The organism is Clostridium sp. YIM B02500, from assembly GCF_022324665.1.
Taxonomy (GTDB): domain Bacteria; phylum Bacillota; class Clostridia; order Clostridiales; family Clostridiaceae; genus Clostridium; species Clostridium beijerinckii.
Genome location: NZ_JAKGTE010000002.1, coordinates 296,067 through 315,135 on the forward strand (window position 1 = coordinate 296,067; position 19,069 = coordinate 315,135).

The 19,069-nt window shown below is 29.9% G+C and carries 15 protein-coding genes; 12 read left to right on the plus strand and 3 right to left on the minus strand.

Annotated elements, in window-relative coordinates; translation table 11 throughout:
• The first annotated feature begins 274 nt into the window (after nucleotides 1-274).
• Entirely contained in the window at nucleotides 275-613 is a 339-nt protein-coding gene (locus L1S46_RS02515) for a DUF2500 family protein (protein ID WP_238899158.1), read from the plus strand.
• Nucleotides 614-1,453: 840 nt separating this feature from the next.
• On the opposite strand, the gene L1S46_RS02520 is transcribed toward L1S46_RS02515, so the two are convergent.
• The gene (locus L1S46_RS02520; protein ID WP_238899160.1) at nucleotides 1,454-2,245 is read right to left on the minus strand and encodes a helix-turn-helix domain-containing protein; all 792 of its coding nucleotides are present in this window, start codon (nucleotides 2,243-2,245) and stop codon (nucleotides 1,454-1,456) included.
• A 255-nt stretch (nucleotides 2,246-2,500) separates the two neighbouring features.
• Between L1S46_RS02520 and L1S46_RS02525 the strand changes: the two genes are divergently transcribed.
• From L1S46_RS02525 to L1S46_RS02565, 9 genes are all read left to right on the plus strand, one after another.
• Nucleotides 2,501-3,895: an MATE family efflux transporter gene (locus L1S46_RS02525; RefSeq protein WP_238899161.1), complete on the plus strand. Its 1,395-nt coding sequence runs from the start codon at nucleotides 2,501-2,503 to the stop codon at nucleotides 3,893-3,895.
• Between the two features lie 461 nt (nucleotides 3,896-4,356).
• The gene (locus L1S46_RS02530) at nucleotides 4,357-5,991 is read left to right on the plus strand and encodes a hypothetical protein (RefSeq protein ID WP_238899162.1); all 1,635 of its coding nucleotides are present in this window, start codon (nucleotides 4,357-4,359) and stop codon (nucleotides 5,989-5,991) included.
• Between the two features lie 583 nt (nucleotides 5,992-6,574).
• Nucleotides 6,575-7,291: a CoA transferase subunit A gene (locus tag L1S46_RS02535; protein WP_077869543.1), complete on the plus strand. Its 717-nt coding sequence runs from the start codon at nucleotides 6,575-6,577 to the stop codon at nucleotides 7,289-7,291.
• A gap of 11 nt (nucleotides 7,292-7,302) precedes the next feature.
• Nucleotides 7,303-7,956 carry a 3-oxoacid CoA-transferase subunit B gene (locus L1S46_RS02540; RefSeq protein ID WP_077856355.1) on the plus strand — a complete coding sequence of 218 codons (654 nt, stop codon included), beginning with the start codon at nucleotides 7,303-7,305 and terminating at the stop codon, nucleotides 7,954-7,956.
• Nucleotides 7,957-8,285: 329 nt separating this feature from the next.
• Nucleotides 8,286-9,854 carry an ABC transporter substrate-binding protein gene (locus L1S46_RS02545; RefSeq protein WP_238899163.1) on the plus strand — a complete coding sequence of 523 codons (1,569 nt, stop codon included), beginning with the start codon at nucleotides 8,286-8,288 and terminating at the stop codon, nucleotides 9,852-9,854.
• An 83-nt stretch (nucleotides 9,855-9,937) separates the two neighbouring features.
• Entirely contained in the window at nucleotides 9,938-10,891 is a 954-nt protein-coding gene (locus L1S46_RS02550) for an ABC transporter permease (RefSeq protein ID WP_238899164.1), read from the plus strand.
• Between the two features lie 5 nt (nucleotides 10,892-10,896).
• Nucleotides 10,897-11,748, plus strand: a complete 852-nt coding sequence (locus L1S46_RS02555; RefSeq protein ID WP_238899165.1) for an ABC transporter permease — start codon at nucleotides 10,897-10,899, stop codon at nucleotides 11,746-11,748.
• Between the two features lie 4 nt (nucleotides 11,749-11,752).
• Entirely contained in the window at nucleotides 11,753-12,724 is a 972-nt protein-coding gene (locus L1S46_RS02560; protein WP_238899166.1) for an ABC transporter ATP-binding protein, read from the plus strand.
• 64 nt (nucleotides 12,725-12,788) lie between these two features.
• Nucleotides 12,789-13,763, plus strand: coding sequence for an ABC transporter ATP-binding protein (locus tag L1S46_RS02565; RefSeq protein WP_236897965.1), 975 nt, complete (start codon nucleotides 12,789-12,791; stop codon nucleotides 13,761-13,763).
• 201 nt (nucleotides 13,764-13,964) lie between these two features.
• Here the strand turns inward: L1S46_RS02565 and L1S46_RS02570 are convergent, their stop codons facing one another.
• Nucleotides 13,965-15,989: an FtsX-like permease family protein gene (locus tag L1S46_RS02570; RefSeq protein ID WP_238899167.1), complete on the minus strand. Its 2,025-nt coding sequence runs from the start codon at nucleotides 15,987-15,989 to the stop codon at nucleotides 13,965-13,967.
• Nucleotides 15,989-16,687 (minus strand): ABC transporter ATP-binding protein, encoded by a 699-nt coding sequence (locus L1S46_RS02575; RefSeq protein WP_238899168.1) that lies wholly within the window; start codon nucleotides 16,685-16,687, stop codon nucleotides 15,989-15,991. Before L1S46_RS02575 ends, L1S46_RS02570 begins: the two co-directional genes overlap by 1 nt.
• A 520-nt stretch (nucleotides 16,688-17,207) precedes the next feature.
• Here L1S46_RS02575 and L1S46_RS02580 point away from each other — a divergent pair.
• Complete coding sequence (locus L1S46_RS02580) at nucleotides 17,208-17,924, plus strand: ferric reductase-like transmembrane domain-containing protein (protein ID WP_077830827.1); 717 nt, start codon at nucleotides 17,208-17,210, stop codon at nucleotides 17,922-17,924.
• Nucleotides 17,925-18,448: 524 nt separating this feature from the next.
• Nucleotides 18,449-18,598 (plus strand): hypothetical protein, encoded by a 150-nt coding sequence (locus tag L1S46_RS02585; RefSeq protein WP_170816456.1) that lies wholly within the window; start codon nucleotides 18,449-18,451, stop codon nucleotides 18,596-18,598.
• Nucleotides 18,599-19,069 lie beyond the last annotated feature (471 nt).

The window sequence follows — 19,069 nt, forward strand, 5'->3', positions numbered from 1 at the left end:
GCATTTAAAAAAATCTTAGCTTTAATTTTTAAGAAAATATGTATTATAAATAGAAGTTTAATTCATTAAAATTTATTTCGAAAATTTCTTAAATATTGACTTTATTTTAGCATAAATAACGCTTAATAGGTTAATTAATGTAAATTTATGATATAATATGTATAAAATCGATAAGTATTAAATAAATAAGTTATCAAAATCAAGTTAAAATAAATAAAATGTATAATTTAAGCTAAAGTAATAGAATTTTAGAAAGATAGGAAGTGGGTTAATCATGATTGGATTTCAGCTAATATTTTTCGTTTTCGTAGCTTTTATAATTTTTATAAACATCAGTAAATATATTAAAAATGAAAACTCACCAATTATATCCACTAAGGCAAAATTAATTAAGAAGAAAAAAGAAACGTGTGCAAATACAGACAGTAATGGAGTTATGACAACTACTGAAAAGTTAATTTTAGAATTTGAGTTAGACACTGGGAGTGAAATTAAATTTACAGTTGGAAGACGTGTCTTCAAAAATGTTCCAGAACATGAATGGGGAACATTAACTTTTCAAGGAACACGCTTTTTAAAGTTCAACTCGTCAAATGGAGTTGTTGAAAAATAGCATTATTTACTAAGGCAAATTTTTATATTCTATTAAAACAAACTTAAATAGTCATGAAATCAAAATCTGAAGTTTTCTTACATATTGGAAGATTTCAGATTTAATTTTTTTGCTTTATAATTCATAAAACACCTGAAATCATCTTCTAAACTAGCAATGACTTATTATATTAAGTTAATTGGAAATATTATCAAAATCGCTTTTGCCATAAACTTTGCAGTACCACTAAACTCTTACTGTACTTTATGTGAAAGTAACTTGCTGCTTAGAAGCTTCAGTTAAATTTTTATAGTTTTTCATAATCAAGATATTTATGATTTCGCTAAATTCATACATGAATAAGACTCTTACTTATAATACCTATACAGATAAACAATTATAAATTAGATTTATACTATGAAATATATCCCAACTAGAAATAAGAATTATGCTTTTGTAACCACAAGGGTCATAATATGAAATTTTTCATTAGGAGTTTGATGATTTTGAGGCTAGCGTCTTGAGTGCAACTTGCGATCTTAGTTGGGTTGCCTATAAGATATCTAATTTAAGAATTCGACTTATTAGATGAAATTATTTATAAAGTTGCTAAAACTTTAAGTTTATATCTTTACTAGAAATCATAAATATATTTGTGGAGAAAACATTTGAAAATAAGCTGTTAAAGGGTCTTAGCTGTAGGTTGTTCCATTTTAGCTTGTCAAACTGAAAGTTGTAGCATGCTAAAGTGGGTACAATCTGCTGCTTAGAACCTTCAGCGATATTTTCATAGCTTTTCGGAATCAAAATATTTATGATTTCGGTAAATTATCACATAAATGCGGTTTTAAATTTGAGTATCTATATACCTGTTCTAAATTTTGTAGGAGTAAGAGCAGTTAGTTCTTTGAAAATTCTATTAAAATTTCGCTGACTTTCAAAGCCGCATTCCAAAGCTATAACGGTAACTGGAAGTTCTGTTTCGCTAAGGAGTTTTTGAGCTTTATTTATTCTCAATCTATTTATGTAATCATTAAATTGGTAGCCAATCTTATTTGAAAAAATTCTTGAGAGATAAAATTTGCTGAAACCTAAATCTTTCGCTATACTATCTAGTGAAATTTTCTCATGGTAATGAATCTCAATATATTTAAGTAGATTTTGCATTGTACTGTTATAAAAAGTGCTGCTTTTTTTAAATGTAAAATGCGAATCAAGTTTTCCAAGTATGGTGTATAAAAGCCCTTTAATAACGTATTTGTTATTAACGCTTGTATATTCGTCATGGAGCATATATAGAAGAGAACTTATCCAATCATCGACAATATTTTTTGACATAAATGGATTCTCCAGTGTTTTGTCCATTCGTATACCAAAGAAGCTACGTGTAAGATCTGGTGAGAAAATAAATAGAATAATTTTTGAAAATCCGTCACTATTAAAAGTATGTATATCATTAGGGAAACATATAGAAACCTCACCAGCCTTAAGACAGCGCTGAGTATCGTTTATTGTAACTTCTATAGAGCCTTCAATAACATAAGCTATTTCTACATATGGATGTAAGTGTGGAGGAAAACTGAAATTTTCTAAGATTTTTGAACTAAAAAAGTTTCGATCACCAGATTTATTCGCTTCAAAAAAGGGATACATATAAGACCTCCAAATATTTAATATATATAATTAGTATGTAGATAGTTCAATGGTATTACAAGACATTGATATAAACACAATCCTTGCAAAATTCTAAGAAGACCAATTGCAAAATAATACATACTTAAATTAAATTTAACATAAAAAATATAACATGCACTGCAATATATGTCTATATTGGGTTAATATATTGCCAGCTTAATTTGTTAAATCCATGTAATATTGAAGTAAACAAAAGAAGGAGAGTTTTAAATTATGTCTGTAAAATATGTACATGATATGACTGAAGGTAAGGAAGTTTCCCATATTATAAAATTCACTTGGCCAATGCTTATAGGCAATGTATTTCAGCAGTTTTATAACTTGATTGATTCAATAGTTGTAGGAAAGTTTGTTGGTGCTAATGCTTTAGCCGCAGTAGGTGCTTGTGGATCTCTAAGTTTTCTTTTTTTCTCTGTATGCTTGGGATTGTCTGTTGGTATAGGTATAATCATTTCTCAATATTTTGGAGCCAAGAAGGAAGAACAAGTAAAGAGAGCCATTGCCAATTCAACTTATGTGATTGGTGCATCTGGTGTTGTTATGAGTATATTAGGAGTTGTTTTTGCACGCCAAGTTTTACAGCTTTTGAATACACCACCTGAAATCTTAAATGATTCTGTAGCTTTTTTGAGAATAGCATCAGGAGGAATGATAGCTGTAGCAGCCTATAATGCTATAGCTGCCATACTTAGAGCATTAGGTGACTCAAGTACACCTTTAGTTTTTTTAATTATTTCTTGTGCAATTAATGTGGTCTTAGATTTAATTTTCGTACTAAAATTTGGATTTGGTGTATCAGGTACTGCCTATGCTACTGTTATTTCTCAGGCATGTGCAGCAATTGGCTGCTTGGTATTTGCCTTGATCAAGAATCCATATTTTAAATTAAAGAAAGAACACTGGAAAATAAGTGAATCAATCATAACTAAATGTATAAGGATTGGAGTACCTGTAGCAGCTCAGAATTCACTGATTGCTGTTTCATTAGTAGCGCTTCAGAGTGTAGTAAATGGATTTGGAGAGACAGCTGTCGCAGCATTTACAGCTACTAGTAGAGTAGAACAGCTAATACAGCAGCCGTTCAATTCATTAGGGGCAGCTATGTCTACATTTGCAGGTCAAAATATGGGAGCTAATAAACTTGATAGGGTAAAAAAAGGATATCACAAAAGCATTTTAATAGTAGCTGGATTTAGCCTTTTAGCATTTATTGCAGCTCAATTTGGCGGTCAGGCTATAATGGAAGTGTTTGTTAAAGATGAATCAGTAATAAATCTTGGAGATAAAGCAATAAGAATTACAAGTTGTGCATACTTTCCTCTTGGAATGATTTACGTTACAAGAGGTGTACTCAATGGTACAGGGGATGCATTTTATGCTATGGTTAACGGTTTTGTTGAAGTGGCTGGAAGAGTTGGATTTTCAAGCGGACTAGCTATGATTCCTTTTCTAGGAGTTTGGAGTGTGTGGGTAACTAGTGGACTTACTTGGACTATTACGGCTATAGCAAGCGTAATACGTTACAGGCAGGGTAAGTGGCAGGATAAATCCATAGTTAAACCAGTTGAAAAAACTATAGAGTACAAAAAGTGTGCTGAGAGCAAGTAAATGAATATCCTATAAAGTGCTGTAAGCAAAAGAAGAACAAATTAAAATAATTTTAGGGCAAATATTGACTACAAAAAGGCTGCGTTTTTACGTAGCCTTTTTATTTGGAAATTTACGTTTTATCTGTAGCATATAGTTAAAAATATCCCAACTAGAAATAATGAGTATGATTTTTTTGAGGCCATCATCTTGTATGAAACTTGTAAATATAAACAACTTAAGAATTAGAGTTATTAGATGAATATATTTGTAAATTTGTTAAGACTTTAAGTTCATATATTCACTAGAAATCATAAATATATTTGTGGAGAAAACATTTATGATTTCGGTGAGGTATACGTATAAGTATAGATTATAGTTGGTTTATCTATATACATAAATTAATTAGAATAGTATAATCATTCTGTTAATGATATTTTAGTAAAAGTAATTTTTAACTTTACTTTTAGGGAGGAATTGTTTTGTCAGAAAAAAATAAAAAATATAATATTACTAAAGCTTCAAATTCGAAAGTTAACGAGAGTTCAGGAGCTATAGTTGAAGCTGAAAAGCCTTTATCACAGTCAATGTTATGGAAATTGCAGACAGAATTCTTTGCAAACCAAGGGCCAGAGGCTTGGATTAAAGGTATTGTGCCACAATATATAACAACCAATCCGTATATCGCAAACCAATACGCTAAAACTGTCTTTGGATATTTGCGAGACTATGTTGCAAGAGAAGATATAGATAAAAATACTGTCATATATATTATGGAGCTTGCAGCAGGAGTTGGACGATTTACTTATACGTTTCTAAAAAGATTTTTACATATGATTGAAAATTCTTCGTTAAAAGATATAAAGTTTAAATACATAGTAACGGATTTTGCTGAAAGAAATATTGAATATTGGCAGAATCATAGCTTTTTAACTCCTTATTTCGAAGCTGGTATACTTGATTGTGCAACTTTTGATATATCTAAGGATGATGAAATTAAACTTAGACATAGTGGTGAAGTATTAGCAAAAGGGAAAATGAAAAATCCTTTAATTCTATTTGCTAATTATACTTTTGACAGTCTTCCACAAGATACTTTTTATGTTAATAACGGAGAGATTTATGAAGGAGTAATAACAATAACTTCTCCAGATGAAAAAGGAGATCCTAATGATAAATCAATTCTTGCAGGATTAGATTATTATTATACAGATAAAAAAATTGATGGGAATAGTTATTACGAAGATAAGAATTTAAATGATGTTTTGATGCATTACAAAAATTCTTTAGAGGATACAGCATTCTATATGCCTATAATTGGATTAAGATGTATTTCAAGATTAAGAAAGTTGTTTAATGATGACGTGATTCTAATATCTGCTGATAAAGGTTATAAGAATGAAGAAAGCATGGATAAAAATTATCATCCATTTTTATCAAAGCATGGATGTATTTCTATGACGGTAAATTTTCATGCTATAGAGTTATATTTTAAAGAACTCGGCGGAAAAGCAATACATAGTATATATGAACACGAAAACATAAATGTGTCTCTATTTATGGTAAGTAGTAGTAATAATGATTTTATTGAAACTTCAATGGCTTACAATGAAGTTATAGAAAGTGTGGGGCCAGATGATTTCTATATAATGAAAAAAGCAATTATGCCTTTGAGTAACTCCTTGACTACTAAGGAACTTTTGACTTTTCTAAGATTTACAGTATGGGATTCAAGAACTTTGCTTGAGTTATACAATATTTTAATTGAAAGAATAGAAAATGAAGAAGACTTCCCTAAAGATGAATTTGCTGATGCAATCAATAAAGTTTGGGAATACTATTTCCCTATTGGTGAAGAAGGCGACTTAGGATATTATTTTGGTTCTATATTAGGTTATCTTGGCTATGATAATGATGCACTAAAGCTTTTAGAATCTTCACTAGACTTTTATGGTGAATGCCCAGAAACAAATTACGAAATTGCACTTTGTTATTATAATTTACAACAAATTGATAAAGCCTTAGAGTATACAGAGAAATCTATTGGATTAGATCCAGATTTTGAACAGGGTAAAAACTTAAAGAATATAATTGAAGATATATTAAGCAATAACTAAAATTTTAATTAAACTTCATTTATTCTAAAAAGATTCTAATAAACCTTTAAACCTTTTTAAGAATAAATGAGTTTTTAATGATTTAAATAAATACATCTTTAAATGAAAGTGTTTTCAAATGAAACATTTTTTAAATAAAAAAAGTTAACAATATACATGCATTAAAAAGTGCGAAGCACAACCGAAAATTTTTATAATTTATAGGAAACATGCAGGTTTAGTGCATTAAAAGATTATTATAAGAACAGATGTGAATTAGGGAAAATTATTCTAATTCACATCTATTTTTTTACTCAAGAGCTCAGTGAAATTCAAATCAATTATTTTATTTAATAAACTTATAACTCATAATGTCATATAAATTGAAAATGGTGATTATTATATACTTCCATATGTTACAAAATAATTTATAAAAACTTATTAGACGTTATTCTTTCGGTTTTTGGATTTAATTGGAATATAAATTCATCAATAATAATATTATTATAACAGTTAAATTTCTAAAAGGGATAATTGGTCTTAAATAATAATTTTTCTTTAATAATCGATAGCATATTATTAAAATCTGGAGGTGTATAGAGAAATGACAAAGATTAAGACAGTACAGGAAGCAGTAAAAAATATTAAAGATGGCATGAAGATAATGACAGCAGGTTTTTTAGGAGTGGGTGCTCCATTAAAGATGATAGAGGAGCTAGCGAATACAAATATTAAGGATCTTACACTTATTCAAGCTGTATCAGCTCAACCAGGGGAGACTCATGATGTTGGTATGCTCATAGCAAATAAACAAATAAAAAAATTTGTAGGTGCACATATTGGGACTTGCCCTGAAGCACAAGAACAATATAATGCAGGCACATTAGAAGTAGAATTTATACCTATGGGAACCATAGTTGAATGTATACGAGCTGGTGGAGCTGGACTTGGCGCAGTTATAACACCAACTGGGCTTGGTACAGAAATTGAGAATGGAAGAGATAAACTTATTGTAGATGGAAAGGAATATTTAGTATTTCCAGCTATAAAAGCAGACGTTGCATTAATTAAAGGCTGTAAGGCTGATAAGTTCGGAAATATTTTATATAGAGGAACAACAAAAGGAACAAATACAAGTATGGCACTTGCTGCTGATTTAGTTATAGCCGAAGTGGATGAAATCGTTGATGTGGGTGAAATCCCTCCTGATAGTGTTGGAACACCGGGTATATTAGTAGATATAATAGTTCAAGGTGATTCTTTTGAAGATAGAAGAAAATATTTTGAAGATTTATGGACAAGAACTAATAAAATGAGATAGGGGTGAAAATGATGAATGGTAAAGAGATAATTGCAAGAAGAATCGCAAAAGAATTTAAAGAAGGAATGGTTGCTAATTTAGGATTCGGTATACCTAATATGGCTGCCAATTATTTACCAAAGGGAATGGAAATAACACTACAATGTGAAAATGGCGCATTGAAGTTTGGCGCAACTCCAAAGATAGGAGAATCTGACCCAGATCTAGCTAATTCAGGTGGATCTCCAATCACTTTACTACCAGGATCATCAACCTTTGATATGGATTTATCTTTTGCAATAATAAGAGGTGGACATGTTGACATAACTGCATTGGGCGCTTTAGAGGTAGATCAAGAAGGAAATATTGCAAATTGGAAAATACCTGGTATTTTTTCGCCTGGTATGGGAGGCGCAATGGATCTTTTAGTGGGAGCTAAATATGTAATAGCTGCATTAAGCCATAATGATAAAAAAGGGAACTCAAAAGTATTAAAAAAATGTACATTGCCTTTATCGGCTGCCAAATGTGTCAATCTAATAATTACAGATAAAGCGGTTATGAAAGTTACAGATAAAGGATTAGTTCTAATAGAAGTAGCACCAGGTTTAACTGTTGATGAAGTGTTGAAAACAACGGATGCCGATTTGATAATAGATGATAATGTTAAGGAAATGGAAATATAATAAAATGATTAGCGCATTGCTCAATATGAATATGCGCTTTTCTTATTTTCAAGAAATTCGTATTAAATTAAAATTTTTCAGCGCATACATAATAAAAAATCATTAAGGAATATTATTTATTTAGATGAAAAAAACGGTAAAAATATATTGACAAAGTAATTCTGAGTGATATAATCGGAATATAAACCCAGTAAATCTATAAGAATTATGTGAATATACAATAAAAAAAGAAAAGCAGATCTCCATAAAGCTTGCTATTCTAATTGTGTAGTTGTTTTCATAAAATTTTACGAGGGGATTTTATAGGCATAATTTAAGGGGGAAAATAAGTGAAAATAGGAAAGTTATCAAAAATTTTAATAGTAGGAATTGCTGCAATATCTATATTAAGCGGATGTGGAAAGACAAGCAGTAGTGCTAAAACTGAGGCAAGTGCTTCAAAATCTGATACATTCACATATGGGATTGATGGAGATCCAGGTAATTCAGTAAATGTAATAACGACAAGTGATCGTTATGGATTGATGGAAATAAAAGCATTATATTCACCACTTTATATGTATAATTCAGATAAAGTTGAGTATTTCCTTGCAGAAAGCATGACGCCATCTGAAGATAAACTAACGTATACGGCAAAGCTAAGAAAAGATGTTAAATGGAGCGATGGTGTAAAATTTACAGCTGATGACGTAGTTTTCACGTATAATGAGATGCTAAATGAAAAAAATGCTGGTTGGGCGTATAGTCAGCTAATATTTAATGGAAAACCAGTAAAAGTCGAAAAGATTGATGATTATACTGTTAATTTCGTTCTTCCAGAAGTTAGTGCCCCAGCGATGGAGCTTTTAGGAGATATTTTTATAATGCCTAAGCATGTATATGAAGGAGAAACAAATTTCGAAAATAGTGAAAAGAATGCAAAGCCAGTGGGTACTGGACCTTATAAATTAGAGGAATATAAAGCAGGGCAGTATGTAAAGTTAGTCAAGAATGATGATTATTTCCTTGGTGCACCTAAAATACAAAATGTAGTATTTAAGACGATACCGGATGCCAATACAGCTAAACTCTCACTTCAAAAGGGTGAAATAAATGCATTAATTGTTCAGTCTAGTGATTTAAAGGATTTAAAAAGTGATAAATTAACTTCTTATACCTATGACGAAGGAAGAATAGCTTACATGGTTATGAATTCAAAATCAGTTAAACTTCAAAACGAAGATGTAAGGAAAGCTATATTTTATGCTCTAAATAGAAAGGATATGATAAATGCAGCCTTTGGATCTGATGAATATGCAAAAGAGGCATATACTTTCCTTCCAAATGAAAGCAAGTATCATACTGATGATGTTGAAAAATATGATTATAATCAGGATAAAGCTAAGGAACTCTTAGCTAAAGCAGGAGTATCTGGTCTTAAGCTTAAACTTGGATATGTTGGAAATAATGTGCCTTATCAGAAGGAAGCAGCTATTATTCAACAAAATCTTAAAGCAGTGGGAATAGATGTTGAACTTTCAGGTGGAGAGGATGCTGCTATTACCCAAAAAATGAAGGATCCAAATAGCGATTATGATATGTTCCTTGGTGGGTATATAATGGGAATCGATCCAGATACATTTAACTCATTATTTATACCTAGTTCACACAACTATAGCCATTTTGATGATAATAAACTTGTTGATTTGTTTAATGCAGGAAGAGTAGAAAAAGATGAAGCCAAAAGAAAAGAAATATATAATGATGCCCAAAAACAAATTCAAAATGATGCGTATTTCTATCCAATTCTTGAGAATAAGAGAATACTTGTTATGATCTCTAATGTTGATGGAGTAAAGGATGCTGCGTTAGTTCCAGTATATACTTTTGAAGATATGTCAAAATTGCATTTTAAATAAAAATTATTACAGGTTAAGCTCATGGGGAATAACAAATAATTATTCCCCATTTATAATTTATCAATAAAGGAAGTGACAATATAGTGGCTAGATATATATTAAAAAGAGTTATTCAAGCAATTCCACTGCTATTAATAATTTCAATAATTTGTTTTACATTTATTAAGTTAGCTCCATATAATGCAATTGATGCCATGGCAACACCAAATATGCCAGAAGAAACTGTAAATTTAATAAAAGCCAAATATGGGTTTGATAAACCAGCTTATGTACAATACTTTTTATGGCTTAAGGGAATATTAAATGGACAATTTGGATATTCAATAGTTAACCACGAAAGTATAGCTAATGATTTAGCAGCAAGAATTCCAGCTACAATGGTGCTAGTTTTACCATCATATTTACTTGCAGTTGTAATGTCAATAGTTCTTGGATTGTTAGCTGGAGCAAATAAAAATAAATTTATAGATAAAGTGATTGATGGATTTTGTTCAATAGGTATAGCAGTACCAACATTTTGGTTCGCTATGATAATTATTTTTATATTTGGGTACAAGCTTGCAATATTTCCTATACTAGGAATGAATACCATTGGGGAGGAAGATTCATTTTCAGACCTTTTAGTTCATTTTATAATGCCATGCTTTGTATTAACCACTGCTTTTTTGCCTGAGCTAGTGAGATACGTAAGATCATCCACAATAGGACAGGTATCACAAAACTATGTAACAGTTCAGGATGCCTTCGGAGGAAGTAGGAGGGAAATCATCTTTAAACATGTATGCAAAAACGTTCTTCTTCCAATAATTACAAAGATAGGAATTGCGCTGCCAATGCTTGTGACAGGTGGTATGATAACCGAAACTGTTTTTGGCTGGCCTGGAGTTGGTCCATATTTCATAACAGCAATTAAAGGTATGGATTATCCTGTTATCATGGCTATTTTAATTTTATCATCATCATTGGTTATATTAGGAAATCTATTGTCTGATATACTATATAGCTTAGTTGATCCAAGAATAAGAGGAATGAGGTAAATCATATGGAAAATAGACGAATTAATAATTTTAAGTATGAATTAAGAAATAGTAAAACTTCCATATTCTCATTCGCTTTTCTAATCTTTATAGTACTTATTTCGATATTTGCATTTTTAATACCTATAAATCCAGATGCAACTGATACAGCCAATATGCTACAATCACCTAGTATCAGCCATTTATTTGGTACTGATGAACTTGGAAGGGATTATTTAACTAGAACTATATATGGGGGAAGGGTATCACTTATAGTTGGAGTTCTTGCAATGATAATTTCTACTTCAATAGGTGTTTTAGTTGGAACAATAAGCGGATATTTTGGTGGAAAAATAGATAATCTATTAATGCGTTTTGTAGATATAATATCTTCTATACCTTGGCTTATATTAGTAACCGTAATTAGTATATTTTTGAAACCAGGCCTACAAGCTATAATTATTGTTATAGGATTATTTACATGGATGGAAATTGCGAGGCTTGTTCGTGCAGAAACGCTTTCAGTGAAGGAAAGGGAATATGTGTTGTATGCTATCTCTATTGGACAATCTTCAAGAACAATAATACTTAAGCATATTATTCCAAGCGTTTTCCCAACTATTATAATTGCATCAACAACAAGTATAGCTGGAGCTATAATGACTGAATCTTCATTAAGTTTTTTAGGTCTTGGAATTCAACAACCAATGTCTTCATGGGGAAATTTACTTCAAAATTCACAATCAAATCTTCAAAATGCTCCATATATGGCAATATTACCAGGGCTATTAATAATTTTAACAATATATTCATTTAATAAGCTTGGAAATACTCTTAGGGCAATTGTAGAGCCAAGAGTTGTTGGAGGTGAAAAATAGTATTATGAGTAAAGAAGCTCTTCTAAAAATAAAAGATCTAAAGACTAACTTTTACATTAAAAATAATAAAATAGAAGCTGTAAGAGGGGTAGATATTGAAATAAAATCTGGAGAGGTTTTAGGTATTGTTGGTGAATCTGGGAGCGGAAAAAGTGTTCTTATGAAATCTGTAATGCGAATTCTTCCTCCAAATGCACAGATAGATTCTGGAGAAGTTTATTTTAAAGACAATAATATACTGAAGTTATCTGCTAAGGATATGAGAAAAATTAAAGGGAAAGAAATAGCTATGATATTTCAAGACCCTATGACAGCATTAAACCCACTAAAGAAAATAGGAAATCACATTATAGAAGTTTTAGTTAGGCATAAAGGAATTAACAAAAGAGATGCCAGAAAAATGGCAATTGATGTATTAAAGGATGTAGGAATACCAATGCCAGATAAAAGAATAGATCAATATCCTCATGAATTCAGCGGAGGTATGAGACAAAGAGTATTAATTGCAATGGCGCTTGCATGTAATCCTAAACTTTTAATTGCAGACGAGCCAACAACTGCTTTAGATGTAACTATTCAAGCTCAGATATTAGAACTTTTAAAATCACTTAAAATTAAGAATAACATGTCAATAATTCTTATAACCCATGATCTTGGAGTTGTAGCTAGTTTATGTAATAGAATTGCAGTTATGTATGGAGGCCTAATAATGGAAGAGGGAACAGCGGAAGAGATCTTTTATTCATCAAAGCACCCATATACAAAAGCATTACTAAATTCTATCCCCAAGGTTCAAGATGATGAAAAAGCCAGGCTTAAACCAATAAAAGGTTCAGCCCCTTCTCTTTTAAATCCTCCAAAGGGATGTCCATTTGCAGAAAGATGCGAATTTGCAAAATCAGAGTGTTTTAATAAAATACCTGAACATAATAGTTTTAGTAAAACCCATAGAAGTATGTGTCTTCTTGCTAAATGATTTGGATATTTTGCGTTATTAATTATTTTATACAAATTATTAGTTTATTAAGGAGAGAAAGAGAATGGGAAAGAAAAATGATATATTAATCGAAGTAAAAGATTTAAAAAAGTATTTTCCAGTTAAAAATGGAATTACTAAAAATAATTTTATAAAAGCTGTGGATGGAGTTTCTTTTTATATAAGAAGAGGGGAAACTTTTGGATTAGTTGGAGAGTCCGGATGCGGAAAATCTACTTTAGGAAGAACAATAACAAGGCTTTATGATGTAACATCTGGTGATATATTCTTTGAAGAAAATAATATTGCCAAACTAAGAAAAAAACAAATGAAACAATATTATAAAAAGATACAAACCATTTTTCAAGATCCATATTCCTCACTTAATCCATACATGAATGTAAAGGAACTAATTGAAGAGCCGTTAACTTTACACACTGGATTAAATAAATTAGAAAGAAAAGAAAAAATTGAAAATCTTCTTGAAATGGTCGGTTTGAAGAAAGATGATATGGATAAATTCCCGCATGAATTTAGTGGAGGGCAGTGTCAAAGAATTGGAATTGCAAGAGCAATATCGACAAATCCGGACTTTGTATTATGTGATGAACCAATATCAGCCCTAGACGTATCAATACAAGCTCAAATTGTTAATATGCTTGAAGATTTGCAAAAGGAAATGGGATTGACTTATCTTTTTGTTGCACATGATTTATCCATGGTAAAGCATATTTCTGATAGAATTGGAGTTATGTACTTAGGAAGTATTGTCGAAGTAGGTAAAAGTGACGACTTATATAAGAATCCACTTCATCCATATACCAAAGGGCTTTTGTCATCTATACCTATAGCTGACCCTATAAAAGCAAGAGAATCTAATTTAAATATTATTAAAGGAGATATACCAAGCCCAATGAATATACCTTCTGGTTGTAGATTCCATACTAGGTGTCCATATGCAAAACCAATATGCAGTAAAGTTCAGCCAATAGAAAAGGAAATAGGAGCTGATCACATGGTAGCATGCCATTTATACTAATAGTTAAGAGTAATAACTGTGAATATTTATTCAATAAAAAAGTTATTCGCATATTTGGTAGTTGTTATGAGCTTCCTTTCTTGCATTCAGGGATGGTCTGTTACTCCGTTACTAGAATTTTAGTTATCTTTCTAGCAACAGAGTAACAGACCATCTTATATTTTGATAACCTATACTATGTAAAAAAGCATATTATTGTGTTTATTCTACTCTGGACTTCAATGCTTCCGCCATTGAAATTTTGTTTATCTTTTTCCTGCTAAATAATTTTGATAATTCAAATGTTAAGTATATTATTACGAAACCAATGATAATATAGATATTATCAAGTGTTACAGGGAAAGATATGCTCATTTCTTTTGTCATTGATTTAAATAGTGCAGTTAAAGAACCAAGTAGGAGTGGTACTCCTAGTATATATCCAAGCACTACTATAAACCTGGAACTATTTAAAATTAATGAGTAAATCTCTTTTTTTCTATAACCTAAAACCTTTAAAAGAGAAATATTATCTTTATTTTCCTCTATAGTTAAAGAAGTAACAACATATATTACGATAAGCCCGATTATAAAGGATATGAAAGCTATACTTCCTATTATTGCTTGAAGCGGTTTTGTCATTGTATCAAAGGCTTTTTTCATATCATCAACAGTTACAACTGTTAAAATTTTATTTTCTGGAATGTCTATTTTTTCCGTGCTCCATAATCCAATATAACTTCCAGAAGGGAAACCAAGCATATTATTAAAACTATCAAGTGGCATATAAACATATTGACCTACAAATGTTTCTGCAATGCTGTCAACTGTTATGTTGTACTCTTTAGAATCTAATCTGTTGATTACTTTTAATGTATCCTTTGGCGATATATTAAGTTTATCAGCTAAAGGTCGTGTAATGATGATTCTATCAGGTTTTAATATATTACCTGATTTATCCTTAAAGGAAATATATTCAGAATCTGGACTCACACCATATACTGTAAAAGTAGTTTTATCATCATATTTCATTGCAAATGGCATTTCCAAGAAAGGTTCTCCTTTTTCTGGCTTACCATTTTGGATAGAGTTAAATACATAATGATAATTATACTTAAAGGCTTCATTAAAAGATTCTTTAAGTAAGGAATCCATTGAACTCTTAGATGCAAAGCCCATGAGTAGAAGCATTGTTGACATAACTATGCCAAGTAACAAAAATATACTTCTAGGTATGCTTCTTAGAAGCTCACGTATTTTAAATTTATTATTAAAATTTAATCTTTCAAGGTTTACTTTTCTTTCTAAGAAACCAACTTTATTATTTTGAGCGCCACCTCGCATTAGCTGGATTGGTGAATTTTTTAGGGATTTATTAACTACAAAATAACTGCAGATTACTAAGAAGAATATTGGTAGTAAAATGCTTACTATAATATATCCTATATCATAGCTTAAATAACCTACTGGAATATTAAAAAATGACACATAATAGTTCATCATAGGTCTTAAGGTTAGTAATCCAAGGAGAGTTCCTAGAATACCGCCTACAAGTGAAATGACTATGGGGTATAGGAGATAATGCTTCATAATCTCTTTTTTTCTATAACCAAGTGCGTAAAGAGTTCCGATAATAACAGCTTCTCTCTTTAACATTCTATACATAACTATTCCTGTTAATATGCAGGTTAAAAGAAGTACAGCTATAGGCATGGAAGAACTCATTTTATCAATTCCAGAAAGCTTTGCTGTAAAATACGTAACTCTTGGGTTGTCACTTGTGTTTATCCAGCTGAGAAGAATAGTATTTTCACTTCTTAAATAATCTTTAAAGTCAGATATCCTATTATCTATATTACTTCTGTCGCCATTAAATCTTATGGAATAAGAAACATTGCCTTTATTTAAACTATTAAAATCATCTTTACTCATAACAGCGATTCCAAAGCTGCTTGGATCATTTATTATGTCTGATTCGCTTTTTAAGGGATAGATATAGTTAGGAAGAGACATAAAACCTGATATTATAAAATTTCTATCATTAATTTTTACGTTGTCTCCAATATTCAAGTTATTAGCCTTTCCGTAGGAGGGATCTATGAGTATATCACCTATATTTAGAGCTTTTCCTTGAATTATAGCAGGTATATTAACATTTTTATTTTCACTAAATATCCTTAGGGTTTTATTTTCTGATACCAAATAGTCAAATGATTTTGTTTCTTCTATATTAATATTAATAATCATTACCACTCAATCCTTTCTGCTGGTATGGCGGTGCTGTTAACTATGCGCTCTACAATTTCACCACTTCTAACCCTATAAACTTTATTAGCCATAGCACTAATTGCAGTGTTGTGAGTTATCATAAGTATAGTTGTATCAAACTCTTTGTTTACCTTTTGAAGAAGCTTTAAGATTTCCCTTGAAGTTGAGAAATCAAGAGCACCTGTTGGTTCATCGCATAGCAAAAGAGTAGGATTTTTAACTATAGCTCTTGCAATAGAAACTCTTTGCTGCTCACCGCCACTAAGTTCCCTTGGAAATCTATGCTTTTTATCAAGCATATCCACAGCTTTCAGCACCTCGTAAATGTTAAGCGGTGATTTGCTTATATTTGAAACAACTTCTATATTTTCACCTACAGTAAGATTAGGGATTAGATTATAAAACTGAAATATAAAGCCGATATTTTCCCGTCTGTAATCTGTAAGCTTATTATCATTTAGTTTAGTAATATCTATGTTATAAACTGAAACCATACCTGAATCACATCTGTCAATTCCTCCAATAATATTAAGAAGTGTTGATTTTCCAGAACCAGAAGGCCCAAGTATTACTCCTATCTCACTTTTATCTAAACTTATATCGGCTCCTTTTAAGACAGTAGTAGTTATATCACCTGTATTATAGCTTTTTCTTAAATTTTCTACTTTTAAAAACATTATTTATATTCTCCCATCACTAAAGTTCTGTTAATTAGAGAAATATTCTTTATATGCTTCTAGTAAATAAATATATTTCTTTAGATATAGTGTTCGCTTAAGATCAAGGCCTTATTCAATATAAATATGGTTTTGTAGACTTACCAACATGACCAGGTTTAGGATTTATTATTGATGAGAATAAAGTAAAAGAAGTTGCCAGGTAAGGTCTTAACTGGTGCAATCCAAATTGAAAAGATTATGATGGAACAAAAGCTGAATGGTAGAATAATATAAGTTATATAGGAAATAAGATTAAGGGATAACTATAATAATTATGGTTATCTCTTTTTCAATGTAATAGTGCACCAACATATACCAAATTTAAATCGATATACAAGAAAAGTGATTGTAATTTCATTCTATTTTATTTCCTAGCAATTAGATAAAATAAAGATTGCTAAATCTTGACGTAATAGCCATGATAAAATATAATTGTTAGTGATATTCATTATCAATAATAATTATAAGGAGTAGAAATATGATCTTTATTTGTACATTAATTCTAGTAACGATTTTATCATTACTTTTAACATCATCTATTAAAAAACATTATTATCTTTTTTATTCGCTGGCAGCGGGTATTGCGATAATCACATCATTTTATGAAATACTACGAATAACATCTAATGCAAAGCTTGATGGGGTTATTCTAACTCTTGAAAAAACTTCAATAAGAGGATTGATATCAGTATCATTTTTTATATTAGTAATGTATGCAGGAGCTTTAAATCAAAAATGGACAATAACAAAGAAATTACGCAGCATTAGGGCAGAATTAGCTATTATAGGTACAATCATGCTTTTACCTCATGGAACAGTATATTTTATTCGCTTTATAATACTCAAGCTTCCTAAAATCATCAATGAAGGTTTGTTTCCTGTATTATACTTAAGCTATATAGCAGTTGGAATTATTGGATTTATTATAATGATACCATTATTTATAACCTCATTTAAGAAAATAAGGCGTAAAATGCAAGGAAAGCAATGGAAGAGGCTTCAAAGATGGGCATATTTGTTTTACTTTTTAACATATCTTCATATTTTACTCATACTTTTAAATGAAAAGGAAATAGATTGGGTAAGATTAAGCAGCTACACTATAGTTTTTATTAGCTATATGGGTTTTAAGTTATTAAAAAATAAAGAGATTAGTATAGTAAAATCATTAAAATTAAGTAAAATGAATAGCTAATATTTAATGTAAAATTTATGAAGTGAAAATATCAATTTATCGCTAATCGAGTTTGTGATATTTTCTTATCATATTTAGAAAACAGCAACAACATGAGAGTATTCAATTTAATTATATAATCAATTATTTATCTTTATCACAATAATTTTAATATTTTATAGAATAATTAAATAAACATTTCTTATAAATTAGTTTATAGCTTAATTATTTTCGAACAAGCTCTTTATATGAATAAAAATGTAGAAAAATAAATGATATAAACTTGAAGCTATTTTCACATAAAGACAATAAGTTACAAGCAAATAAGTTATAATGTCAAATGAGAAAATACAATAGATTATTTGCATAATTAGTTTATCCCTATTTCGAGCTAATTTAACTTTTAACTTTTTGTAATATTATATTAAGGAATTATTAACATAATCTAAAGATAATAAACAGAGATTTATAGTAACATATAAACATGAAAAAGCTGTACTAAGTGATTTAGAAATAAAACAATATTAAGGCGGTGATTTTATTTTATGAAAGATGTAAATGTAGATACAATCAAAGAAACAATAAAATATCTTCCAGAAGATGAACAAGAGATAATATTACATTTAACAGAAATATTTGAAGGCGAAGAAGAAAATATTAATGAATATGTTAAAAATGAATTAATTAGTGAATAAAACAAGCAGTATTAGCAATGATTTTTATTTATGGCGGTATCTATTTATTAGGTTCATTAGCTAAAATATAAATAATAGAACTAAACTAATTAATATATGATCTAAGCTTTAAGGGCTAATGTTTATTTACATTAGCTTTTTTATTCTTTATGAAATTATAATGCAATTAAATCTGTGGATAACTTTTATAGTAGTATATTTTACTTGGGTTAATTACTATAAAAGAATAAAAAAATAGATCATATTCGCCTGCCAAATTTTTCTCACATGCGTTCGAAAAGGCAGATGCGTGAAAAAAATCTACACATATGAAAAGAGTGCGAAGCACAATACGGAACTTAACAACAGTCGCCTGTGATTTTTTTATTATAAAAATATTTTTGAAGTGCTTTTTATATAATATATTTTTAAAATAGTATACAAAGCAGATAAAAATAGTCTTGTATAAATTTTAAAACTATGTTAATATTA